This is a genomic window from Pseudomonas brassicacearum subsp. neoaurantiaca, from assembly GCF_013608025.1.
In the GTDB taxonomy this organism is placed as follows: Bacteria; Pseudomonadota; Gammaproteobacteria; order Pseudomonadales; family Pseudomonadaceae; genus Aquipseudomonas.
Genome location: NZ_VDLV01000003.1, coordinates 73603 through 96994 on the forward strand (window position 1 = coordinate 73603; position 23392 = coordinate 96994).

At 56.2% G+C, this 23392-nt stretch carries 16 protein-coding genes, 1 tRNA gene and 1 pseudogene; 3 read left to right on the forward strand and 15 right to left on the reverse strand.

Annotated elements, in window-relative coordinates; all coding sequences use genetic code 11:
• Nucleotides 1–300 precede the first annotated feature (300 nt).
• The 3 genes from FHK92_RS02335 to FHK92_RS02345 all read left to right on the forward strand — a co-directional run bounded on the left by FHK92_RS02335 (nucleotide 301) and on the right by FHK92_RS02345 (nucleotide 3262).
• On the forward strand, nucleotides 301–597 hold the full coding sequence (locus FHK92_RS02335; protein WP_181286645.1) for a hypothetical protein: 297 nt from the start codon (nucleotides 301–303) through the stop codon (nucleotides 595–597).
• Between the two features lie 62 nt (nucleotides 598–659).
• Entirely contained in the window at nucleotides 660–2201 is a 1542-nt protein-coding gene (locus FHK92_RS02340) for an LA2681 family HEPN domain-containing protein (protein WP_181286646.1), read from the forward strand.
• Between the two features lie 62 nt (nucleotides 2202–2263).
• Nucleotides 2264–3262 carry a DUF4238 domain-containing protein gene (locus FHK92_RS02345; RefSeq protein WP_181286647.1) on the forward strand — a complete coding sequence of 333 codons (999 nt, stop codon included), beginning with the start codon at nucleotides 2264–2266 and terminating at the stop codon, nucleotides 3260–3262.
• 552 nt (nucleotides 3263–3814) lie between these two features.
• Here the strand turns inward: FHK92_RS02345 and FHK92_RS02350 are convergent.
• From FHK92_RS02350 to FHK92_RS02420, 15 genes and pseudogenes are all read right to left on the reverse strand, one after another.
• The gene (locus tag FHK92_RS02350; RefSeq protein ID WP_181286648.1) at nucleotides 3815–4387 is read right to left on the reverse strand and encodes a hypothetical protein; all 573 of its coding nucleotides are present in this window, start codon (nucleotides 4385–4387) and stop codon (nucleotides 3815–3817) included.
• Between the two features lie 356 nt (nucleotides 4388–4743).
• Nucleotides 4744–6585: a hypothetical protein gene (locus FHK92_RS02355; RefSeq protein ID WP_181286649.1), complete on the reverse strand. Its 1842-nt coding sequence runs from the start codon at nucleotides 6583–6585 to the stop codon at nucleotides 4744–4746.
• Between the two features lie 3 nt (nucleotides 6586–6588).
• Nucleotides 6589–6993: a hypothetical protein gene (locus FHK92_RS02360; RefSeq protein WP_181286650.1), complete on the reverse strand. Its 405-nt coding sequence runs from the start codon at nucleotides 6991–6993 to the stop codon at nucleotides 6589–6591.
• A complete protein-coding gene (locus tag FHK92_RS02365) occupies nucleotides 6983–7540 on the reverse strand; it encodes a hypothetical protein (RefSeq protein ID WP_181286651.1) in 558 nt (185 codons plus the stop codon). Before FHK92_RS02365 ends, FHK92_RS02360 begins: the two co-directional genes overlap by 11 nt.
• The gene (locus FHK92_RS02370) at nucleotides 7540–10890 is read right to left on the reverse strand and encodes a hypothetical protein (protein ID WP_181286652.1); all 3351 of its coding nucleotides are present in this window, start codon (nucleotides 10888–10890) and stop codon (nucleotides 7540–7542) included. The genes FHK92_RS02365 and FHK92_RS02370 overlap by 1 nt, the downstream gene beginning before the upstream one ends.
• Nucleotides 10887–12266: a tyrosine-type recombinase/integrase gene (locus tag FHK92_RS27980; protein WP_181286653.1), complete on the reverse strand. Its 1380-nt coding sequence runs from the start codon at nucleotides 12264–12266 to the stop codon at nucleotides 10887–10889. The genes FHK92_RS02370 and FHK92_RS27980 overlap by 4 nt, the downstream gene beginning before the upstream one ends.
• Nucleotides 12267–12948: 682 nt before the next feature.
• Nucleotides 12949–13022 (reverse strand) — tRNA-Gly (locus tag FHK92_RS02380).
• A 242-nt stretch (nucleotides 13023–13264) separates the two neighbouring features.
• Nucleotides 13265–14149: an alpha/beta fold hydrolase gene (locus FHK92_RS02385; RefSeq protein ID WP_181286654.1), complete on the reverse strand. Its 885-nt coding sequence runs from the start codon at nucleotides 14147–14149 to the stop codon at nucleotides 13265–13267.
• Between the two features lie 309 nt (nucleotides 14150–14458).
• Nucleotides 14459–15151 carry a pseudouridine synthase gene (locus tag FHK92_RS02390; RefSeq protein ID WP_181286655.1) on the reverse strand — a complete coding sequence of 231 codons (693 nt, stop codon included), beginning with the start codon at nucleotides 15149–15151 and terminating at the stop codon, nucleotides 14459–14461.
• Between the two features lie 35 nt (nucleotides 15152–15186).
• Nucleotides 15187–15405, reverse strand: coding sequence for a cysteine-rich CWC family protein (locus FHK92_RS02395; protein ID WP_181286656.1), 219 nt, complete (start codon nucleotides 15403–15405; stop codon nucleotides 15187–15189).
• Nucleotides 15398–16009 (reverse strand): annotated as a pseudogene (locus FHK92_RS02400) (GGDEF domain-containing protein); the annotation flags it as partial. The pseudogene FHK92_RS02400 and the gene FHK92_RS02395, both read right to left, overlap by 8 nt.
• Before the next feature lie 256 nt (nucleotides 16010–16265).
• Nucleotides 16266–18044: an allophanate hydrolase gene (atzF, locus tag FHK92_RS02405; protein ID WP_181286658.1), complete on the reverse strand. Its 1779-nt coding sequence runs from the start codon at nucleotides 18042–18044 to the stop codon at nucleotides 16266–16268.
• A 22-nt stretch (nucleotides 18045–18066) separates the two neighbouring features.
• On the reverse strand, nucleotides 18067–21708 hold the full coding sequence (uca, locus tag FHK92_RS02410) for an urea carboxylase (protein WP_181286659.1): 3642 nt from the start codon (nucleotides 21706–21708) through the stop codon (nucleotides 18067–18069).
• Between the two features lie 297 nt (nucleotides 21709–22005).
• Complete coding sequence (locus FHK92_RS02415) at nucleotides 22006–22647, reverse strand: urea amidolyase associated protein UAAP2 (RefSeq protein ID WP_181286660.1); 642 nt, start codon at nucleotides 22645–22647, stop codon at nucleotides 22006–22008.
• Nucleotides 22648–22658: 11 nt separating this feature from the next.
• Nucleotides 22659–23384, reverse strand: coding sequence for an urea amidolyase associated protein UAAP1 (locus FHK92_RS02420; RefSeq protein ID WP_181286661.1), 726 nt, complete (start codon nucleotides 23382–23384; stop codon nucleotides 22659–22661).
• Nucleotides 23385–23392: the final 8 nt, after the last annotated feature.

Below are 23392 nucleotides of genomic sequence, written 5' to 3' on the forward strand. Positions count from 1 at the left end.
TGGCTCAGTATTTCGTCAACCGCAACGCACAGACCAACGGTGACCACGAGGTGCATACCAGTACGTGCATCTATTTGCCGGCAGTTCACAACCGCCTTGATCTTGGCTATCACACCACCTGTGCGACCGCTGTTCGCCAAGCTCGCAACACCTACCGGCAATCGAACGGTTGCCGGACGTGTTCCTCGGTGTGCCACACCCAATAGATAGAGGCTAGACGGTAGGTCTCTGGGAGGGAGCCAGCCGCATAATTGGGCTGGCCCCATTTCATTGGTCACGAGGTTTCTAGGAGTTTGAGTGATGAGCTACTTGGTTTATTGCACCTTTGATCTGAAAAACGCGTCTTCCAAAGACTATGAGAATGCGTATGCGGATCTTCAGCGGATCGGCTTAGCGAAGGTGGTCAAGGGAGACGACGGGCAGCATGTGGTCATTCCTACCACCTCTACGATGGGATTCTTTAACGGCACCAGCGTGGCGGCTGTACGGAACGATGTCCGTAACGCGGTACAAGCTGCCTTTCGAGCACGACTTTTCAAATCTGAGATCTTCGTTGTTGTCGGTGGTGATTGGGCTTGGGGCGCAGTGACGACGTAGATACTCTGGATTTCCATTAAGTGGCCTCAGTTGTAACGCCCATATCAAAGAAGGCGTTTTGTATGTTGAGCAAATTTTCGGAACTCTCATCACACCTCAATTCCCTGGTGGATGCTGACCCCAACCTTGCGATACAAGAAGCTCGTGACCTCGTTCTAGATGGGCGGGATCGTTTAAATATGATGTCCCTCCGTGCGGCTACTCTGGTCAATGCCGGCGCCTCGCTTGGTCGTAAAGATGCAATCGATGAGGGCCTTGAGCTATACCGCGAACTTTACGACTTGTATCCGACGGCAGACATCACTTACAACTTAGCAAACGGGCTAGTTGAATCAGCGAGTTGTGGGAGCGCTGATTCTAAATGGTTAGATCATCAGGAACAGGCTCGGGCCTACAGAGCCGAAGCTCGACGATGCTATTGGAGGGTGGTGCAAGACGTAGATGCCGATGTGGAATTACGCACGCAAGCCTGGACGAACCTCGCTAATTTGTTCGCAAAAACCTACCGGCTTTCTGAGGCTCATGATGCCCGCCTTTCTGCGCTAAAGGTTGATCCAAAAAACGGCGTCGCCGCATTCTGCGCAGCATTGGATCTAATGTGGCTTTATAGGCGTGGAGGCTGCTCAGAGCTAACGCACATGGAAGCCGTGATGTTAGCCAAGCAAGCGCTTCGACATAGGGAGCGAATTGTTCAGTATGCCGGTGAAAGCGTCGCAGCTAATGTTGAAGCGCTAGCCAGTGAGCTAGGCGATCCTCCCTCGCGCTCTCAGCACATCAATCCATTCACTAGGTGGGTTGAAGAGGAACGTCTTACGCTTGCCCCTGCGGTAGAACTCGTCGATCCATCCTTGGGCAAGCTCGACTGGCTTTCCCTTCCAGGTATTCTCGAGCGTGAACCAGAAATGGGCGGGAGGCCGCCGCCATTGTTCGCCATGTTCAATATGCTGAAGAGCGATTTTGTTCTCGCACGGGATTTGGCATGGCGTGCAAGTGATGGAAGCGTTTGGCCGAAAACAGGCCAGTATGCGGACACGCTCGACTACGCAATGTATGGCCCTGATACCTCGGCACTCATACTGGCGCATCGAACAGCCCTTGACCTGCTCGACAAGGTGGCCGTAACGGCGAACTATTATTTCGAGCTTGGAGCAGCTCCTAACAAGGTCAGTTTCGGAAGGCTGTGGAGAGATTCCGCAGACAAGAAAACAGGTACTCCGCTCGCAAAAAAAGTGGAGGCACTGATTCGTGCAGGCGTATACGCAATGTACGGCCTGGCCGAGCTGGCAGAAGACTATGACGGTATAGATGGAATTCTCCGCTCACAGAAGGATCTGCGAAATTCGGGTACGCACCGATTCGTAGTGCTTCATGACCTTGGGGATCCCTCGCAAGCGAGGCAAGCCCCTGAAATCGAGCATCTCAACCGCTCAGATTTTATCGATGAGGCCTTGCGTGCCCTTCGGGTCGCGAGAGCTGCAATCCAGATGCTCGCACTGGCAATTTCCCAGCAGGAGGAAATCCTGAGAAAGCAAACGGATGGCCTTATCGGAACAATGATCGTTCCTGATCACCACTGGATTCGCGGTGAAGATGAGGAACTCTGATCCCTTGGAGCAGCCGGAGCATTCGGTCAGCGTCGTATTCTTTATTGATATCTAGGTGAGCAGTGAACTCTACTCAGCAAAAAAAACGCCATCACTTTGTCCCCAAAGCGTATCTCAAAGCGTTCGCGAATCAGGGCGGCCAAGTTCTCGTTTACCGTAAAGACAACCCTGGTCGGGCGCTCCCTGCCAGGCCAGATACAACGCAGTTTGAGCGCTATTACTATTCGCAACCGCTACCCGAAGGCGGTCAGGACAATAACACCCTCGAAGACATCTTCTGTGAGGTAGAGTCCGCATGGCCAGCCCTTGTTGAAAGGCTGGCTCGGAAAGACTCCATAAACGATGACATTGAGCCCTTCATCCAGTTTGTTGCGCTTCAGCGAGCTCGTGTGCCTGCGGCGCGAGATGCGTTTGAGGCGGGGTTGGCGGCAACCGTTAAGGACACGATGAAAGTGCTGGTGAGGAATGGAAGGCTCTCACCGCCACCCCTAGGTTTTGAAGACATCCTCGACAAGGTAGAGGTGTCCATCGACCCTCATCAAAGCCTTCATGCGATGCCTGGCCTTATCAAGAAGGTCGGCGAGCTTTTCGATACGGTTGGCCTGGCCATCATCCATAACACGTCAGACGTGCCGTTTCTCACAAGCGACAATCCAGTCGTTTGGTACGACCCATCAATTCCAATTGAAAGCCAGAATCCCTATAGCATTTCCCCTGATGGGCCGATAGCGATCCAGTTCCCCATCAGTCCACACATGATGTTATTTGGAGTGAGAGAATACCGAGAGCGCTACTGCAGGGAGGGGCTTATGCATGGTGAGATACCTGACGTTGAATGGGTACATTATGTAAACACCCAAACCTGTCGCTTCGGCTATGGAGCTGTCATTGCCCAAAAACCAGGACAGGAGGAAGTTATTCAGGCGCATAGCGCGCTGTCCCCGGTGTTCGACCACTCCTCGCTGGAGTTCGGCGCCCAGACAGTCTCAATAGGTAGGTTCGTCTTCGGATCACGAGAAGCCAAGCCAAAGTGGATACCTCACAAAGATGAATCAGCCTGAACTCGTGCGGCGTCCGGAGCTTTCTGCAGTCGATGGGACACGGCATTAAGAGGCATGAACATATTCTGAGTATCAGGATTATCTATTGGTGGCACCCCCTACAGCGCAAGCGGAGCGCGCCGGCCCGCGAAGGGCCAAAGGCTTGAGGATGGACGCCCGAAGGGCCAAAACCGGCGCAGACGGGGTTTGGTTCACGACAGCCGCACCCCGAAGGGGGCAAGCCCAAAGCGGATGCACTGTGAAACGACATCAAGCTACGGGGTAGGAAGGTGGCCGAATGCCTCGCGAAACAGGCTCTGCACCATGACCGAGGCAGAGCCGTGGAGAAAATACTCCTGACCGCTGATATCGAACCGCACTGGATTGACGTGAACGACAGTCGCCCCCGAAGCCCAAGGCACGTAGCGATGCTGAGCATCCTTCGATTGCTGAGCTAAGGTGCCGGTATCATGAACGTTGCGGATGCCCACTCAAATGAGGCTAACCGCAGGAGGCGCACACCGACTACCCAGCGCTCAGTCTTAATTGGGGGGGAGGGAGAGGGGATGGTTGTTATGGCCATTCACTATCCATCTTGAAGGCGAGGAGTTGATTTCGGATAGCTTGGTTCTGCATGAACAGCAGGATGTCGAAAACCCGGCCAGGTGTGTCTTGCAGCCCCTTGTGGTTGCTCCCCTGAATCCCCTTTACGAACACTTCCTGGTGTAGCCTCCAGCAGTGCCCCAGATAAAATGGCAACTCGCAGATCCGACGGCCTGCGGCTTGCTGCGCGTTTCTGGGAAGTAGCTGTTGTCCGGTGAAGCCAGCTTTCCCTGCTCGGGTTAGGCCACCTCTCACCCGACTATCCAGGGCCGGCAACAGTCCGGTGATGAGAAGCAGGGCTTTCATGGGATAAGTGACGCGGGTGTTGTTGATAAACAGCACATCCGCCAGCGTATTCAGGATCTCCAGAATTTCCTGGTCGAAGGCTCCAACATCATTGAGTGGTGCATCGCTGTCCAAGAGACGATGCCCCTGTAGATTGAGGCTGAAGGACGCAAGGCTCTGCTGGCTCAATCTGAGTAGGCGCCCATGAAGCTGTTTGTTCTTTAGAGCACTTTCGATTTGCGGGACGCGGCGAAGCATTGGGCTTCTCCGTCTGCAAGCGCCCCAGTTGCGCAAGGCTGTAGATAGCGCCTGGGCGAGTAGGGCTGCATTTGCGCTGCCCGACGGCGCATTGAGATATCGACGTGCAATCGATTGCACGTTTGCGAAGTCCTTATGGTAGGACAGCCTGAAATCGTTGATGGCTGATGTGATATCGAGGGAGCTGCCAACCAGTCGAAGCATGTTTTCCATCACAGCCGAAGGAGGAGAAACGAGTGTGTAATTTACCCTGTAGCTGGTCAAGCTGTAGCCCCAGATGATCAGTATTTAAGGCGGGCGACATGATCATGGATTGACGAAGATACCGTCTCTGCCTTCCCACTTCAGGCCGCATTCTATTCAACAGTTGGCGTGATCCGTTGCATCGAAACGCCCACTACTGAGGCCCCGGCATTTGACAGGTCATGTGCGAAGGCTCCCACCAAATCGACACCGTACTCTTCGACCGCCCGAGCAAGTCCCAACATTCGAGCCACGCCGGCAACCACCATCGCGCGCCTTACCCCGGCGTGCAGCGCATCATCGATGGTCATGGCGGCTCCAAGGGCGCATACAGATTCCCTCACCGTCTCCGTGTCGATCCGCCAGTGTCTCCCCTGAGTCTCGACACGCAAGCCCCGGTCATCGGTCGAGACCAACCTGGCGTAGCTAACCCGTTTGGGAAGCGTCTGTTTGAGGAGCAGTCGATCTCCCTTTGAGTAGGTGTCCCACTGCGTTTCCAAGGCCACTGGTTTACCACGCTCGCGCACTAACTCGTTGATCACCTCGCAGAGTTGGTAGCTGTCGCATATGGCGACAAGGTTGGGATCAGCCTGCAGTCCCGCGACAGCTTGATCCAGAGACGAATGACCTGACGGTAGGCTTGAGATAGCGCCAAGAGGCGGCTCAATGTGGTGACTGGGGAAGTAGCCTTGGAGCTGATTAACAATGCGGCTATTCAAGCTGCCGTCGACTGCAGTTTTTTGGTTGCAAAGAAAGATGACCCGGTCACAGGGGGTGAAGTGGCCTAGAAGCAGGGATACTTCCACCGCGCTGTACCATTGAAAGTCCCAGACAATAAAGGTTCGGTACTCGCCTCGTCCCGCAGGTATAGATTCCCAATTTACCAGATGGCCTTCGGAGCCATACCGCCCAGATAGACCCTGATGAACAATACCCGGTTCAGAGCCTCCTAGAATCTGCAGAATGGAAGAAAACTCGTCACAGAACGACGAAGCCGATTCGTTACTTGAGTAAGTGAATATGGAAAACCGCGAATTAATCGCGTCACCAACAAGCTGGCCGTGGTCAGAGTCATTGAGGGCTCCGTATAAGCTGGAATACCGGACGTAGGCATACTCGATCTCGCGGTCGGAGTACGTAGGAAAAAAGGCATGAGTTAGCGTCTGGAGTTGCGAGCGTATTGAACTCTGGATCAGGTGGTGGCCCATGAGTTGAAAATTATCATGGTGTCCAACAACCAGATTCTTGTCCAAGCAATCAGGTAGCGCCGACCTGAGAGACGCCGGGAGATCTAAGGCATTCAGAACCGTTGCCCCCCGCTTGGCGTCGGTGAGCATCTTGGTGATTAGCTGATAACTGGGAGTGCTCGCGAGCTGGCTGGCGGTCGAGGAGTTGTCCTGCAAATGTCTAATACCCAGGAATGGAAACGCTTTGGCGGGTGTCTCAAATAGTGCACGAGTGCCTCCAGGGCCATGGAGGTGGCAGATATTAAGCGCCTGATAGTGACAAAAACCGGATTCAAGCATGAAGGTGGCTGCATCGAAGAGGCAAGATTGACGATGGAAATGATAGGCCAGCTGACTTGCATACGGCTCAGAGATGTACATGCACAGAGCTCTGTGATCCTGCTGTTCCAACGCCAATAGTGCGGCTGAGATACCTTGGGTACTCAAAGCCAGGAGCCTAACTTGCTCGCGCCTTGGTAAGTACAGTTCTGGCAAGTAGAAGTGGTGCTTGACCAGCAGGTGCCAATGAGCAGCAGAGGTCGACGTAAGCGTAAAATCTATCCTTTCTTGAGAACGTCGCACGCCGTATGTTTTGCCTAGCAGGATTGCCGTCGTTGGTGCGCGTTCAAGCCTGAAGACCACGCGCCGTTGATTCCATGGTAATACACCTTTGACGACTACAGTACCGTCAAGGCGGTGTATCACTTTAACGATCAAAGACGTCGCCATTAGTTAGTCCACTATCAAACGCTGGTTGTAAAGATCCTTCCAGCGCGCCTGGCTTTTTAGTAGTTCCCTCTTGAGTTTTTCATTATCTGATAAAACCTTGTGGAGCGAAACGTTGAGTTTTCCAAGTTTTGGCGGAGTGGAGGATGACACGCAGTTTGCCAACACCGAAGCGTGGGTATTTAGAAGACTAACAATCGCTCGCATATCATCATGTCCTCGACCTGGATAAAAACACTGGCGCGTACAACCCACCAGCGCGGCGAGGGACGAAAGATTTACTTCGCCATGATGCAGCATCAGGCTTTGGCCGCTGCGTAAAATCTCAACTACGACCTTCTGGAGCTTTATAGCCTTTGTGTTCCCAACTGGCATTTTCAATAAGATTTCGATGAGAGTGTTAACGTCCATTTTTCCACTCCAGATAGACTTTGCAATTATTATTGGTTGATACTAGCTCATCTTCCTCCGAAAACGTCTCCAGGTTATATAGAGCGCCATCTTTGAATTGTAGGTTTCTCTGGCATTTCAAAATGTCATCAATAAACATGCAAAGGCTATCTAGGTCGAATTGCCTTGGATCGGACTTGGCAATTTTGGGTGCCACCAATGCCAGTTTGTTGTGCGGGGTTTTCAGCTCTTTTTCTAGGATGGAGACCTTTCGGGTGAGCTCAATATTCCGAATCTTAAGCGCATCGACTGAAGGTTCGTCGGTTTCCTTTCTGCCTCTTGAAACTAAATCCTTAATGTATTTGTTTAGTAGCTTTCGATGTTCGCTTGTAGGCTTGCGAAAGATAGAAGGATCAATGTCCAACTGCTTGCCAACTTCTAGCGTGAGCCGGTTAATCGAGGGGAACGGCTTCCCCTTTTTGAGAAGTATTAAACAGCTCTCGATGCCTCGGAGAGTATTGGCAAGCTGGTTTGCCTGGTAGGCAGCGCAGTTTGGTTTTCGCTTCATTAAAGGTGACTGCCGATTGGGAGTGAATTGGAGACGATGCGGTCGGCAATGTCCGCCACGGACAGGTTCATAGTCTTCATGATTGAAAGGACTTGCCCAGCATATTTGTCCCGGTCAGAATCCTGAGCAATGGCCATCTTAAGTAAGTCAGGGTTCTTGGCGATTTTTTCAATCATGTAGGGATAGTTGTGCGATGTGAATTGAGGGTAATCCTGGCTGTCTAGCAATTGAGCTATCACGCGTTGTGCAGGATTGTTCATGTCAATCTCATGAGATTGGAAGTCTTTCAGATCCCGCATTCTGGTGATCAGTCGTGGCCCAGTAGCGTCCTTCTCGAGACGATCTTTTAAAGCCTGCCTAACAAGGTGGTAGCTACCTAATTCAAGCTTCGCCACGGTCAGCTCGTGATGGACTGCATCGATTTCGTGTCTGTTTGCTTTGCTTGCCTTGAGGCTCTTAAGTTTGCCCACCAGGCTTTCCGATTCGCCAGTCAGTTTTCTGATCAGGCAGTTTATCGCAGGCAAATGGTCGATGCCGAAAGCGGCAATCGGGCACAGCCCACAGACTCTAGATCTGCCAGTGAAATCGATGAGGTTTTTAGGGCAATTCCCGTTTTTAAGGCAAATACAGTTTGAGTAAAAGCCCACGTCTGGATCTTTGTCTGAGGCAATAATTTGCATGCCAGTCTTTTCGTGCTCAATAACTGCTGAACTTACGCTGATAAAATTCTGATCTTGGGCCAGTTTGTTTCGGTCTAAGCGCCAGCCGGAGCTAATCGCATTGGGCGTCATATAGGTGCTGCTGGCAGCAGGCATCATCTGCGACCAAGCGCTATGCATTATAAGCTTGTTGGATTCCGAAATCGCCTTAATCGACTCGGAGATGTCCGGGATGGTGTAGTAATCCGTGGTATAAGCGTTTTTATGAGCGACTTGCTGCTGAGCAACTCGAATGTCAAGGTGGCCATAGATCCGAGCGTGGGTGAGCCAGGTAGCCCTCAGCGAGTGTGGTGTATGGACAGACTTCATTTGTCCGTGTTTGTTATAAGTAACGAATTGATGATGGCGCTCTGTAGGAACTAGGCTGTTGTAAACATCCTGTACGCCATATAGTAATTGTGTCCATCTTTCGGAGTAGTTCGAGTCAGAAAAGGGCAGTGCATGGCGATTCCAAGGACTGCGGAATAGGGAGTGGATTTCTCCATACTCTTTAGGATCTGTAGGGTCATTTTCATAGTACGTCGGAAGCAGCGGGCTTTGGAAAACCTTGCGCTGAAAATGCCGCTCAGCGATCAAGGAGTCCATGACGTCATCGGGAATCACAACTGGACGATCTTGCCCGTCTTTATCTGTATTAACATAAAGAATGCAGGAGTTGAGTATTCGATGCTCAGGCTTGCTAAGTAGTCTGTCGAATGTATTGATATCGAGCCATTGGCAATTTTGAAGGCGCAAGCCACCATGCAGGGCGATGGATAGCATCCTCACGACGCTTATCCAAGGCATGTAAACTTCGGTACTTGCGGCTCCATACAGGCCGGAATACCATGAGTAAACGTTGATGATGCGCGTAACTGGAATAACCAGCGCGTCATTTTCGTCGTCAGGATTACTGATCTGGATTTCGTGACTTAAACCTAGTTCAGATAGGTCGATCCACTCTGCTCGTCGAACTTCATCCAGTTGATCGCCTTTAAGTTCGCCCTTGAGAATCTGCTGCTGGAGGGATAGGCCGACATGTTCAACCGCTTGGAGGTACGCTTTAGCGATTACGGTTGAGTCGAGAGGCAGGGGCACCTTGTCGGTGCTCCCCCGTGCGCCGCTTCCTGAGCGATCAAACAGGAGGCTGACTGGATTCTCGAAACCTTTCTCGACCACCCATTCACCGTCGGCTTTAACGAACGCGTTGTTCTTTATTATAAGTTCAAAGAACTCATGAATTGTCGCGACGAAAGCTGACTTGGTCTTGGGAGAGAAAGTCATATCGTATATCTGGGTAAGCGTGCATGGAAGAGTAATTCCGCTGATCGGGTGGCCAAAATCAAATAAGCTGCTGTTTAGTTCATCTTGAGAGATGGTGTTATTCCAAAAAAGAACTCGTTCGAATTCGGATGGGCGCAGAGGGAAGCACACCAGTGTGTCAGGGTTCTCTTCTAGCCACATCGGTAAGTAGCAAAGCAGGTAGTCCAAAAGTAAGAAGATGGCCCTGATTTTACCTTTTCGCGTTTTGGTCGCGTGATTATGCTTGTCCAGATAAACAAGATAATAATTTGCGGCAGCTAGCCAAAATTTGGATAGGTTGCAAATGTTAACGTGTTCACGGCCTGGATAATACGTGCTCTTGAGCCAGCTAAAATTTTTGGTGGTGCGCTCTGGTTTGGGCGTTAGCATGTAGCGCTGTTCGACCGTCAAATCTTGTTGTGTCGAGATTTGTTTGGCAATCGTTGCATCCTTTACGCGCCTTGTAATTGCCGTTGTTTTTTTTGCCCAGTCAGATTTGTAATTTCGTCTGGCACGCTCACGCTGTTTTGGCGTCATCTCCACCGCGTCCTCGAACGGGACTGCGAAATAGTCCTTGAACTCCTCAATGCTCATTTTGAAGTCGTGGGCGGAGATGGATGCAGTGGATTTTGCCTGTAGATATTGGTGGTATTTTTCTAGATTATAGGCATCTGCAGGCGATATGATCGTCGGGTGTCTGGCTGCAAAGGTTTTGATCCAGGGGAGGTAGCGGAAAACTTTCGGGTCGGGCACACGGTTGTCGCAAACACTGGGTGCAGCTTCCCATAGTTCTTCAAGGCTTACATCCTCAGCTTTAAGCCAGTTAGTTCTGTATTGAAAGACCCTGGAAGCTCTGATGGTCTCTGGGAAACCCTGTGAGTGCTCGTAGATAAAGCCTTTACTTAGCGGTTCGAGGAGAGGGAATTTTGACCAAATACCTTGGAGTTCAAATGTATGAGGTAAGGTCGCTAGGCCTTTCGACCACAAGATCGCAAACATTGCCCGAAAAGATACCCGTAACCCTATAGCGTCTTCAATGATGATAGGTAGGCGTCCGGTAAGTTTTTCATAAAGCGTGCTTGCGCCGGAAGTGTCTTCTGTTTTAATTAGTGATAGGTCATACATCAAGTCGAGCTGGGTTTTGTTGATTTTTTTGAAGCCTGTTAAACTTTTAAGAATGAAAAGCGAAAACCTACTTCGATCTTGTCGGCTGGAGCTATCCAAGGCTTGATCAATTTTATTTCCATACTCCTGGCGCATTTGTTCGCAAAGTGTATCAAAGGCCTCGCGCACCTCTTCCTGGATGTTCACGTTTGGAGCTAGGATGACTTTTTCGGAGGTGTTAATCATGCGGCAATTCGCTGCGAAAGATCATAGGCAAGCTCGGCGTATATAGCGGATCTGATCTGATCAATGTGAGGGTTTCGTCCCCATAAAGCTTTCATACGTTCTGCCGCCTCGATTTCAGCGATTACGGTTTCTTCGCTGAGTCGTGCGTACTTTTCCGTCGATCTTATGTCCTTGTGGCCCATCAAAAGCTTTATCTCGGACAAGGTAAGCCCCATCTGATTACGACCGGGGATGTAAACAAAGTTTCTTGCCCATACCCCGTAAAAATGCCTCAGGCTGTGAGAGGTATAAGGCGCCCCAGTAGCAGGTGAGATAGTGCCAAGATCCACCTGCGCCTTCCTCAAGGCCCTATTCAGATTCCTGTTGAGCGAATTCATATTCCTCAAGAGAAGCATGGACTCACCGTATGTCTGTCTTTCGTTCGAAACGAATAGATAGTCACTGTCGGTCGTTGGCCGTACATCCAGATAGTCAGCCAGAGACTCAAAAAACAGGCTCTTGAAGGGCTCGAACATTACAATGGTCGCAAGTGTTCTGCCTTTGAATGGCAGCTTTCTCGCTGCTTTCTCCGCCGCAGGGTTGCGGTGGAAGTTAGGATCTTCAATCCGGATGGTACGCGAATCAATATCGATGTCCGACCGTCTAATCCCCCAAACTTCTGAATGGCGTAAGCCGCCTGCGGCAATCATTGCGGCAGCGCACCTGCATTGAGGGTCTTCAATGCTATTGAGTAGCGTCAGAACATGTTCAGTGGGGAAATTCCGACTAACGTGAGAGCTTTTGACCTTACCGCCGGGAATGCCGCCAGGGGCGTAAGCATGGGCATCCTTAGGTGTATTGCCGAATGTCAACGTGTTGTTATGAATGTTGTCCATTTCGGCTTTGGTGCGCCGTCTGTCCTGCGTTTGGGGTAGAGACATGACGTTGGCGAATGCGTCGCTCTTGGTGAGGATCCGAATGAGGGATGCCAAGTCATTGAGCTTCATTTGGCTGGTGCGAAGGAAGTCATTAACCCCGGCCAAATACTTTTGAGCACTCACAGTTTTGACTGGAGTCTTTCCCAGGGCTTTAGCAGCTCGGCGCACGATGAAGTCAGTGCTGTTAACCCCTTTGGTCAAAAACTCCCAGTACAGGTTAATGGTCTTTTGAGCGACTTCGGGTGGCATGGGCTGGCCCCCCATCACACCTGTTTCGTAGCAGTAGTCGAAGAAATGAGCTACCGAGCTGCAATATTGGTAGGGCACAGATTCACCAAACGCATGACCCACTTCTTTCGTCTTGTATCCCGCATACCTGTTGAAGGCGTCAATCGGGCGTTCGGTGGCTACCTCGAATAGGCGGGGTGTGTCCATCTGAATGAGGTAAACATGCTTCACAGGGCTCTCCTTCCGACCTGGAGGGCCCGAGCTGACAGCCGGTTATCTGCGCTTGGGAATGGAGAAGACTGACAATTCTGTGTAAAAACATTAAGCATATATTGACGCGCCAAGGCATGGTGGTGTATAAATTAATGCCGAATTCTACGCATCTAGCATTTCAATTGTGTAATTCCTTTTTGGAATTAAAACTTTACTTTTGGCTGTGTTAAGGAATATAGGCGTTTCGAGCCTTCCGTCATTCGTAGATTTATGGGAAGTCGCTTATTCCCTCCGCAGTTTCTTTGGCAATAACTCCCACATCATTCGCGTCTCTTGTCCGGTTCCCTGTGCTCGATAAGCCAGACATCCGTCGGGCACGCTGCTGTGCGAATGCTGTATGGGCTTAGAGCTCTCAGTGGAGTTTTGTAGGTTGTCTTGGTCTGATGCGCGACGGAGGTTCTCTATGATTTCCTGCCTCATGCAGGTCTCACTGCCTAGCGTGTATTCACTGCGTCCGATAGTTACCGTTTGGCGTGCGTTTCAGGGTTTCTTTATTCACAACTTGATGTGATCGCGGATGGTTGTTTATTGGCGCGGAGGGAAGGGGGTGTGCGATTGGAAAGTAGGTTGGGATGGAGGGAATGCTGATCAGGGATCAGGGAGGGGAAGTCCATATTTGCTGGGGCGTGGTGCTGTGTTGTGGAGCGGGTAGAGGGAATCGAACCCTCAACTAAAGCTTGGGAAGCTTTCGTTTTGCCACTAAACTATACCCGCATTACACATATTTCTTTGCTCACAAAACGGGATGTCCTATAAGAACCCTCGTTATCAGCTTGGGAAGCTGGAGTAATGCCATTATACGACACCCGCTCAGAGCGGCTGACTTTGTACCAGATGTCGCCTTGGATTTGAAGTTTTTCTTTCCGGACGGTGAGGTTGTCCGTCTGCGCAGGCCTCAAAGCAGAGCGGTCTTCGCGGGCGAGCCTCGTTGTCGGAGGCTCGCTCGCGATGACTTTTCAGATAGCCAGTGCATGGTAGTCCTGCACATAGCTGTAGCGCGGTCGGCTTTCGTGGCGGGTCGGCTTGAGGAAGCCCAGCAATGCGTCGCGGCTGTCGCGGCAAGCGGCTTTGTGTTCCATGTCCAGGAAATGCCCGGTGGCTTGCAGCGTGGTGAAGGTGCTGTGCTGGACATGGTCGGCGAAGAGCCTGGCGTCGGTGGCAGAGGTGTACTCGTCCCATTCGCCGTTCAGGAACAGCACCGGAACGTTAACCTTCTTGGCGGCGTTGATGTAGCACTGCTGGTCGCTGTGCAGCACGTCGCTGATGTGGAAGTGCATCTGCCCGTATTCATGCTCGGCCAGGCTGCTGACGTGGCGATAATTGAAACGCTTGAACAGCGGCGGCAGGTGCTTGCCGATCGTGTTGTTGACCAGGTGCCCGACACGGTCGCCGTCCAGGCTGCCCAGGTAGTCAACGCCGCGTTCGAGGTAGTCGCGCATCGGTGCGTTGAGCACCGGTGAGAACGAACTGATCACGGCTTTTTCGATGCGCCGTGGCCGTTGCGCCAAGGCGCTCAGCGTGGCGGCACCGCCCCAGGAAAACGACAACACATGCTCGGCGGCGAAGTGGTCGATCAACTCCAGGAGAATCTGCCCTTCGATTTCCTTCGTCAGCATTTTCTCGTGGCGGTTGTGGGCCTTGGACTTGCCCGCGTAGGGCTGGTCGTACAACACAACGTTGAATTGCGGGTAGAGGTTTTTCGCGGTCTGAGCAAACGACGCGGTGGTGGCCATCGAGCCGTTGACCAGGATAATGGTCTTTTGCGCGGCGTCTGCGCGATAGAACTCCGTGTAAACCCGATACTGACCCTGTATATCCAGCACAGCGATTTCTGGCCTCATGTCATAAGACTCCTGGCAAGCGGGTATGCGCGCAATGAGATTGCACGGGCAATGTGACAGGTAGGCATTCGCCTGGAAGATAAGGCCCATGTCGATCCATGACAGCCGGTCGACGGGTATTGTTATGGCGGGCAGTTTGCCGACGCATGAGGCGGAACCTGAGGGTTCCAGCCGGCAAAAAGTTTCTTAGAGGTATGGTGTGACTCGTCGGTCACATTTCGGCCGACGGTTTGATTCAAGCAGGGGGGCAGCCGTTGCGCAAGTGCTCATCGAAAATTGTTCGACACTTCTGCCCAGCGGTCATTTTCTTCAGACCAGACAGATTTCTTCCGGGCTCAGGGCGCGATAGCCACCAGGCTCCAGTTGGGCATCCAACACCAGCGGCCCCATCCGTTCGCGATGCAGGCGCAGCACCTTGTTGTTGAAGTGACCGAACATGCGCTTGACCTGATGGTAGCGGCCTTCAACGATGCTCAAGCGTGCGGACGTCGGCCCTAGCAGCGTCAGTTCCGCCGGTTGGGTGGTGAGGTCCTCGAACGCAAAGTACAGGCCTTGGGCAAAAGTGACGGCGTATTCGGCGGTGATGGTTTGCTCGGTCTCGACGTAGTAGACCTTCGGCAGCTTGGTCTGCGGTTGGGTCAGGCGTCGCGACCAACTGCCGTCGTTGGTGATCAGCATCAGCCCGGTGGTATTGAAATCCAGGCGACCGGCGATGTGCAGGTCATCCTTGTCCGGTTCGTCGAGTAAATCGAGCACGGTCCGGTGCTGCGGATCGCGCGTGGCGCTGACGCAGCCGGGCGGCTTGTGCAGCATGAAATACCGCGCCGGTCGTCCTGCTTGCAGCACTTCGTCATCCACCTCGACGCGGCTGAATTCACGCACCTGTGCCTGCGGATCGATGACGGTCTGGCCGTCGATCCGTACGCGACGTTCCACTAACAAGAGGCGGACCTGTTGGCGGTTGAAACGCGGCAGATTGCTGAGGAAGCGGTCAACGCGCATGGACAATTCGGGCAAGGGAGCGGAGGGCGGGCATCTTACGCGATCGGTCGGGGCTTGGCGCGCAGTTGATCATCCACCCGGGCGCACTGCGGGCACAGGCAGGATTTGTCGCGCAGCTCGGCTGGCAATGCCTGGAGCACAGCCGGGTCGATGCTCACGCCGTAGCACCAGCAGGCGCGATCGGCGGTTTTCGGATTGGCCAGCGTGCAGTCATTGGCAGCACCGCAGGCCGGGCAGAGTTCAGGATTATTCATAGCTGGAATGGGGCATTTCCACGCAGGTTCGATTGCTCCCGGTCTGTCGGGCGCGCTGCAGCGCATGATCGGCCCGGGACAGCAGGCTGTGCAAGGTGTCTTCATTCTGCAGCGTGGTGACGCCGATGCTGATGGTGACCCGCAATTGTTTTCCGCTGCAAAAATAGCGCTGCTGCTCGATGCGCTGGCGAATCTTCTCGGCGATCTTCAGACCATTCTGGCCGTCGGTGTCCTTGAGCAGCAGGGCGAAGGCGTCGGAGCTCCAGCGGCAGATAATGTCCGAATGTCGCAGGTTATCGGTCAGGTCATGGGCGAGGCCGGTCAACAACTGATCGCTGGCGATGTGGCCATGGGTGGTGTCCAGTTGCTTGAAGTTATCCACTTCCAGCAACAGCGCGCTCAAGGGCTTGGGCTCGCGTTGGGCTTCGTGCAGGGCTTGTACCGCCAACAGGTCGAAACCTCGACGATTCGGCAGTTCGGTCAGGCCGTCGAGAATGGCTTGGGCGTCGATCCGGCGCTGGTAGCTGGCGATCAACCGATAGAGCACCACGAGTGCTGCCGCTGTCACCAGCAGGCCGATCAGCAGATTGAGGTAAAACGCCTTGAGGGCATTTTCCCGCAGCGAGGTGTTGGCGGCGTAATAGCCCAGCAACGAAGTCACCAGGAAGCCGGCCCCGAGCAAAATGGTCAACAGCAGCAATGGTGAGCGCTGGGAATACAACGGCGAGCGAAGCGACATGGCGATTCCCTTGAAGTGACCCAATGGAATCAGTTTAGTGGCCTTGCGGAAAAAGGTATTTGGATTTGCGGTGTCTGGATGCTGTGGTGAGCGAGCGGGCTCCCCCACCACAGGTTCACCGTTATTTCAGACTAAGCAGATAAGTTCGCCAACCTCCCAGGTGACTGATGTCCTGCGCCCCCTCCAGGCCATACGGCTCGCAAATGAAACCGCTTTCCCAGCGCCCATCGGCCAGTTGCACCTTGCCCAGCCCAAGCGGCGCGGGAATACCGGTCAGGAACGAGCCCAACTCACTGCTCGGCAGCTCCCAGACTTCCACTTCGATTGCCACGCCGCCTTCATCGACGCGAAGCATGCCGGGACGCAGTGGCGGGCCGCCGGCCAAGGCATAGAGGCGGTAATCCGGCGAGCTGTGGGTCGCCTCGATCAGCCGGGCGCCGCGTTGCTTGAGTTGCCAGTTCAATGCCAACCCATCCAGGTGCGCGCCGCACACCACCAATCGAGCCCGATCATGGCGCGCCGGATGGGCGGGTATTGGCAAGTCAGGCAGTTGCTGGCGTTGCAAGGCGTCGGCCACGCCCAGCAGGTATTGATCGGTGAAAGCCCGGCCAAACAGCGTCACGCCCCAAGGCAGACCGTTAGCCATGAAGGCGCTGGGCACGGCGACGGCGGCGTAGTCCAGCAGGTTCATGAAGTTGGTGTAGTAACCCAGCTCCGCATTGCGCAGCACGGGTTCGGCGGCGAGTTCGGCAAGCGTCACCGGGCGCCCGATGGTCGGGGTGAGCACGCAATCGAGCGCTTCCATCGCACGGTCGCACCGGGCCTTGAGCGCTTGCAAACGGTACTGGGCGCGGAAGGTTTCGACGCCCGTCACGGTAGGCGCTTTCGCCAATACGGCGCGGATCACTGGCAATACCGTGTCGGGTTCTTCCTCTATCAGCTCCCCGGCGACGCTGTAGCGCTCGGCGACCCAAGGCCCTTCATAGAGCAAGCGTGCGGCTTCGAGGAACGGCGACAAATCCAGCTCGACGGCTTCGCCGCCCAGGTGTTCGAGTCGCTCGATGGCTTCGCGAAACAACCGTGGGCCTTCGTCACAGCCGAAAAATTCGAGGTCTTGCCAACGAGGCACGCCGAAGCGAAAGCGCCTTGGTGCGCCGAACGCCGAGCCGTCGTTCCATTGCGGGTTGCGGCGGCTGTATTCGTCGCGCGGGTCGAGATGCGCAGTCAATGCCAACAGTTGGCTGGCTTCCCGCGCCGTCGCGGTGAATGTGGTCACGCAATCCAGCGTCCGGCAGGCCGGCACCACGCCTGCGGTGGAAATCAAGCCTTTGGTGGCTTTAAGTCCCACCAAGTTATTCAGCGCCGCAGGCACACGGCCTGAGCCCGCAGTGTCGGTGCCCAAGGCAAAGCTTGCCACGCCCAGGGCCACCGCCAGCGGCGAGCCGGCACTCGAGCCACCCGACGGATAGTCCGCCAATACGCTGTTACGACAGGCACCGTAAGGCGTGCGGGTGCCGTTGAGCCCGGTGGCGAATTGATCGAGATTGGTCTTGCCCAGGGGAATGGCGCCCAGCGCCAGCAATTGCTCGACCACTGTGGCCGAACGCTGCGGCACGTAGGCGAACGCCGGGCAGGCGGCGGTGGTGGGAATGCCGGCCAGGTCGATGTTGTCCTTGATGGCGAACGGCACGCCGTACAACGGCAGACTTTCCAAGTCGCGGCTTTCCAGCGCGGTCAGGTAGGGCTCCAGCTCCTCGGGCGAGAGCAGGTGGATGAACAGGTGATAGTCCGGGTTGAGCGCAGCGGCTTTTTCCCGCAGGGCGAGCAAAAGTTCGCGCGGTGTCGTTTCGCCGTTGCGGTAGGCGTCACGCAGGTTGTCCAGGCGCAGAGAGAGGTTCATCGCATGAGTCCCTTGGTTGAGTTCAGTCACGTTCCAGCACCACGACACGCTGTCCGGCGCGCACCGCGGAACCGGGCTGGACGCGCACTTCGCGTACCACCCCGGCCATGGGCGCGATCACCGGGATCTCCATCTTCATGGACTCCAGAATCACCAACACGTCACCGGCTGCGACTCGCGCGCCCACTTCTATCTGGACTTGCCAGAGATTGCCGGCGATGTGGCTATCGATGCTCAATTGGCCCTCGCCCAGCAACGCCTCTTCGCTCGGTGCGGGTGTCGGTTCCTCGCTGTCGAAATGTGCCTGGCCACTGGCGATCCAACGCTCACGCTCGGCACGGAACGCCTGTTGCTGTTGCTGGCGGAACGCGGCGATGCTGTCCGCTTCCCGGGTAAGGAAACCCTGGTAATCGGCGAGGTTGAGTTGGCTGTGTTCGATATTCAGGTCGAAGCGGCCCAGCGGAAAATCCCGCCGGATGCGCAACAGCTCATCGGCACTGACCGGGTAGAAGCGGATCTGGTCGAAGAACCGCAGTAGCCAGGGCTTGCCATCGAACGCGGCGACGTCCCGGTAGCGATTCCACATCTGCAACGTGCGCCCGACGAACTGATAGCCGCCCGGACCTTCCATGCCATACACGCACATATAGGCGCCGCCGATGCCCACCGAGTTTTCCGCGGTCCAGGTCCGGGCCGGGTTGTATTTGGTGGTCACCAGCCGATGCCGTGGATCGAGCGGGGTGGCGACCGGCGCCCCGAGGTAGACGTCCCCCAGGCCCATCACCAGATAGCTCGCGTCGAATACCGTGCGTTGCACTTCGTCGAGGTTCGGCAGGTCGTTGATGCGTCGGATGAACTCCAGGTTGCTTGGGCACCAAGGGGCGTCCTTGCGCACGGTGGTCATGTATTTTTCGATGGCCAGTTGGCAGGCCGGGTCGTCCCAGGACAGCGGCAGGTGGACGATGCGCGACGGCACCTGCAGGTCTTGCGCGGCGCAGACGGCATCCCATTCGCCAGCGACGATGGCCAGCAGGTCGGCCAGCGGCAGTTGCTCGGGTTGGTAATGCACTTGCAGCGAGCGAATGCCCGGCGTCAGGTCGATCACGCCGTGCAGGTGCTTTTGTTCCAGTGCCTGCATCAAGGCGTGGGCGCGGAAGCGCAGCACCAGGTCCAGTTCAGGGGCGCCGATTTCCAGCAGCAGATGGGTGTCGCCGGATAATCTTGCCACTAGACGCGTATCGTCCTGCCCGATATCCAACACCACCGGCGACACCACTCCCTGTGGGAGCGAGCTTGCTCGCGATTGCGGCGGGACATCCAGAATCGATGGGACTGACAGACCGCTATCGCGAGCAAGCTCGCTCCCACAGGGGGGGCATTGCAGGACCAGTGATCGGGCGGTCGAGATATCCACCGGCACAAACCTGACCTTGTCCCCCGCCTTGAGCTGCCCCAATTGCCACAGGTCTGCCTCGATCACCGTCACCGGGCAGACGAAACCACCCAGGCTCGGGCCGTCGGGGCCGAGGATGACGGGCATGTCGCCGGTGAAGTCCACGGCGCCGATGGCATACGGGTTGTCGTGGATGTTGGATGGGTGCAGGCCCGCTTCGCCGCCGTCGGCCCGGACCCATTCCGGCTTCGGCCCGATCAGCCGCACGCCGGTTCGGCTGGAGTTGAAATGCACTTCCCATGACGTGTCGAAGAACGTCTGGATATAGCGCTCGGTGAAATATTCCGGTGCGCCGTGTGGACCGTAGATGACGCGGATGTGCCGCACGGGTGGCAACAGGAGCGGCGGCGCGTCGATTGGCGGCAACGCGGCGTGCTCATCCAGCGCCGCCAGGTGCAGCACATCGCCGGTGCACAACGCCCGTCCGCCGTGGCCGCCGAACTGGCCGAGGGTGAAGGTGCTTTTGCTGCCCAGGTAATCCGGCACTTGCAAGCCACCTTGCAGGCACAGGTAGCTGCGCGCCCCGGCGCCGCTGATGGTGCCCAGGGCGAGGGTGGATCCGGCGGCGATCGACAGCGGAGTGTTCATTGGCACCGCCTCGCCGTCCAGGGTCGGGGCAATTTGCGCACCAGTCACCGCCACTCGCGCGTCGCAGTTGAAGCGCAGCAGCGGCCCGCTCATGGTGATTTCCAGGGCCGCCGCGCCTTCGTCATTGCCCAACAGGCGATTGCCCAGGCGCAGCGAACGGCTGTCCATCGGACCCGACGGCGGTACGCCCACGGCCCAATAACCGAGGCGGCCAGGGTAATCCTGGACGCTTGTCTGGGTGCCGGGGCTGAGCACCTCGAAGGTGCTGGCGCGGTAGGCCAGGGTTTCCAGGCAGCGCGTCCAGGGCTGGCCGTTGGCGAAGGGCGCGTCGAGCAGAATCTGTTGCAGGTAGGTGCGATTGGTTTCCACGCCGTACAGCAGACTTTCGTCCAACACTTGGTACAGGCCCAGGCGCGCCAGCTCACGCGTCGGAGCCCAACGAATGACCTTGGCGATCATCGGATCGAAGTAGGGGGGGATCTGGCAGCCGGCCTCGACCCACGTGTCGATGCGCAGTTGTCGGCCGTCGGCCTTGGGGAATTTCACGGCAGTGAGCAGCCCTGGGCTTGGCTGGAAATCCCGGCCTGGGTCCTCGGCATACAGGCGCGCCTGGATCGCGTGGCCGCAGGCTTTCAACCCCAGGCTCAGTTCGCTCAACGGCGGCAGTTCGCCGGCGGCCAATTGCACCATCCAGCGCACCAGGTCCACGCCCCACACCTGCTCGGTGACGCCGTGCTCCACCTGCAATCGGGTGTTCACCTCCAGGAAGTAGAAGCGCCCGGCGTCACTGTCGTAGACGAACTCCACGGTGCCGGCACTGCGGTAATTCACTGCCCGGGCCAGTTTGATCGCCGCTGCGCAGAGTTCGTCGGCCATGCCTTCGGGCAGGTTGGGCGCGGGCGTCTCTTCGATGACTTTCTGGTTGCGCCGCTGCACCGAGCAGTCGCGCACGCCGAGGGCAATCACCTGACCGTGGCCGTCGCCGAACACTTGGACTTCGAGGTGCCGCGCCCGCTCGATGTACTTCTCGATGAACACGCCAGCGTCACTGAAGTTGTTCTGTCCCAGGCGCTTGACCGCTTCGAAGGACTCGCTCAGTTCAACATCGCTGCGACACACGCGCATGCCGATGCCGCCGCCGCCCGCGGTGCTTTTGAGCATCACTGGATAGCCGATCTGCCTTGCGGCCAGCAACGCCGCGTCGAGGCTGTCGAGCAATTCGGTGCCTTCGAGCAACGGCACGCCGTGCCGGCGGGCCAGGTCCCGCGCGGTGTGCTTGAGGCCGAACACGCGCAGTTGCTCCGGTGTCGGGCCGATGAAGGCGATATTGGCGGCCTCGCAGGCTTCGGCGAACGCGGCGTTTTCCGAAAGGAAGCCGTAGCCGGGATGAATCGCCGTCGCGCCGCTGTGCCTGGCGATCGCCAGGAGCTTATCCACCGCCAGGTAGGTGCCCGCCGCCGCGCCTTCGCCCAGGCAGTGGGCTTCGTCGGCCTGGAGGATATGCAGGCTGGCGGCGTCGGCTTGGGAATACACCGCGACGCCTTGGATCTTCAATTCGCGCAAGGTCCGCAGGATGCGGCAGGCGATGGCGCCACGGTTGGCGATGAGGATTTTTTCGAACATGGCATTGCCCCCTCAGGCCTGCGTGCTGCCTGAACTGGGATGCGGGCCGTCCCGCAGTTTTCGATGGCCGACGGGGTCGTCCCCGTGGGCGAAACTTTCTTAAAAACACCATCAGACCTTGTGGGAGCGAGCTTGCTCGCGATAGCGGCGGCACATCCAACCTCGATGCAGCTGACAGACCGCTATCGCGAGCAAGCTCGCTCCCACAGGGCCGGTGGCGTTCAGCCGATCATTTGATGCACTGCCCCGACCGGCTCTGGCACAACGCGAACAACCAGCGGCGCAGGCGCACGAATTTCAGTTCCATATCAGAAGCTCCGCTGGCGTGGGGTTGTAGGCGTTGCACGGGTTATTCAATTGCGGGCAATTGGAGATCAGGACGATCACGTCCATCTCGGCCCGCAGGTCGACGTATTTGCCCGGCGCTGAAATCCCGTCTTCGAAGGTCAGGCCGCCGTCGGCGGTTACCGGCACGTTCATGAAGAAGTTGATGTTCGGTCCGATGTCGCCCTTGCCCAGCCGGCCATCGTGGGCGCAGGCCCGCAAGTAGTTGTCGCGGCAGCTGTGCATGTGGCGTTTTTCCAGGGCGTAGCGCACGGTGTTGCTTTCCTGGGCGCAGGCGCCGCCGAGGGTGTCGTGGCGCCCGCAGGTGTCTTCGATGATGGTCAGCATGGGGCGGCCGAGGTTGGAATACAGTACGCTGCCGCTAGTCAGGTAGACGCTGTTCTGTCGGCGCAAGGTGCGTTGCACGTCATAGCGTTCCTTGGGGTTGGCCAGGCTGTAGAACAGCGTATCGACCGCCTGGTTGCCCTCCAGGTCGAGGATGCGCAGGGTCTGGCCGGCCTTGACCTCGGTCAGCCACGGCTCCCCGGCGGGAATCGTGGCGCGGTAGACGGCGGTATCGGGTTGCTTGGCTGTGGTGGCGATAGCAAGTGACATGGCGACGATCCTCAAGCGAACAGGCGGTCGGTGTTGATGAAGCCGCGCTGATTTTCCGGGCGCGAAAGGCGGCAGTGTTCGGCGACGCTGGCATCAGCGTTCATCCAACTGAGCTTGAGCGGTTGCGGGGCGTATTGCGGGTTCGGGTCCATCGGGTGTTGCAGCGCGGTCAGCACCACCAAGGTGTCCATCGGTGCATACAACTCGATGTAATCGCCGGCCTTGGAATTGCCCTCGACGAAGTGAAAGTGGCCGGCCGCGTCGACATCGACCCGGCTGAACAGGTTGAGGGTCATCAGCAGGTCGGACAGGCCCAAGCCCCATTTGCCCAGTTCTACCAGCAGGTTGTCGGTGCCGTTGCGAAAGAAGCCGTTGCGCAGTTCCTGGTAGCGGCCCTGGCCATATTTCTCGGCGACTTCCTCGGCGCAGAGCACACCGCCAAAACTGTCGCTCCAACCACAGGTGTCAGCGGTGATCGCCGCCAGCACTCGACCCATGTCCGAATACAGGCAATGGCCGGCGGTGAGCTTGGCGGTGTGTTGGCATTTGAGGCTGTCCGGAAGGTTCAGGCGTTCGGTTTTTTCGTTGGCGTTGAGCAGTGTCAGGCTCACGTTGGCGCCACCGCGCAGATCGGTCAGGCGCAGCAGTTGGCCGCGCTTGAGCACGAAGGAGCGGTGGCCGCCACCGGGTAGCAATTCTTCGGCGAAGGGGGGAAACAACTGGATCGAATCGGTCATGGAAAAAC

Excerpts from the sequence above, each read along its gene's own strand:
- FHK92_RS02335 (WP_181286645.1), top strand. The coding sequence starts at position 301 with ATGAGCTACTTGGTTTATTGCACCTTTGATCTGAAAAACGCGTCTTCC.
- FHK92_RS02340 (WP_181286646.1), top strand. The coding sequence starts at position 660 with ATGTTGAGCAAATTTTCGGAACTCTCATCACACCTCAATTCCCTGGTG.
- FHK92_RS02350 (WP_181286648.1), bottom strand. The coding sequence starts at position 4,387 with ATGCTTCGCCGCGTCCCGCAAATCGAAAGTGCTCTAAAGAACAAACAG.
- FHK92_RS02355 (WP_181286649.1), bottom strand. The coding sequence starts at position 6,585 with ATGGCGACGTCTTTGATCGTTAAAGTGATACACCGCCTTGACGGTACT.
- FHK92_RS02360 (WP_181286650.1), bottom strand. The coding sequence starts at position 6,993 with ATGGACGTTAACACTCTCATCGAAATCTTATTGAAAATGCCAGTTGGG.
- FHK92_RS02365 (WP_181286651.1), bottom strand. The coding sequence starts at position 7,540 with ATGAAGCGAAAACCAAACTGCGCTGCCTACCAGGCAAACCAGCTTGCC.
- FHK92_RS02370 (WP_181286652.1), bottom strand. The coding sequence starts at position 10,890 with ATGATTAACACCTCCGAAAAAGTCATCCTAGCTCCAAACGTGAACATC.
- FHK92_RS02385 (WP_181286654.1), bottom strand. The coding sequence starts at position 14,149 with ATGAGGCCAGAAATCGCTGTGCTGGATATACAGGGTCAGTATCGGGTT.
- FHK92_RS02390 (WP_181286655.1), bottom strand. The coding sequence starts at position 15,151 with ATGCGCGTTGACCGCTTCCTCAGCAATCTGCCGCGTTTCAACCGCCAA.
- FHK92_RS02395 (WP_181286656.1), bottom strand. The coding sequence starts at position 15,405 with ATGAATAATCCTGAACTCTGCCCGGCCTGCGGTGCTGCCAATGACTGC.
- atzF (WP_181286658.1), bottom strand. The coding sequence starts at position 18,044 with ATGAACCTCTCTCTGCGCCTGGACAACCTGCGTGACGCCTACCGCAAC.
- uca (WP_181286659.1), bottom strand. The coding sequence starts at position 21,708 with ATGTTCGAAAAAATCCTCATCGCCAACCGTGGCGCCATCGCCTGCCGC.
- FHK92_RS02415 (WP_181286660.1), bottom strand. The coding sequence starts at position 22,647 with ATGTCACTTGCTATCGCCACCACAGCCAAGCAACCCGATACCGCCGTC.
- FHK92_RS02420 (WP_181286661.1), bottom strand. The coding sequence starts at position 23,384 with ATGACCGATTCGATCCAGTTGTTTCCCCCCTTCGCCGAAGAATTGCTA.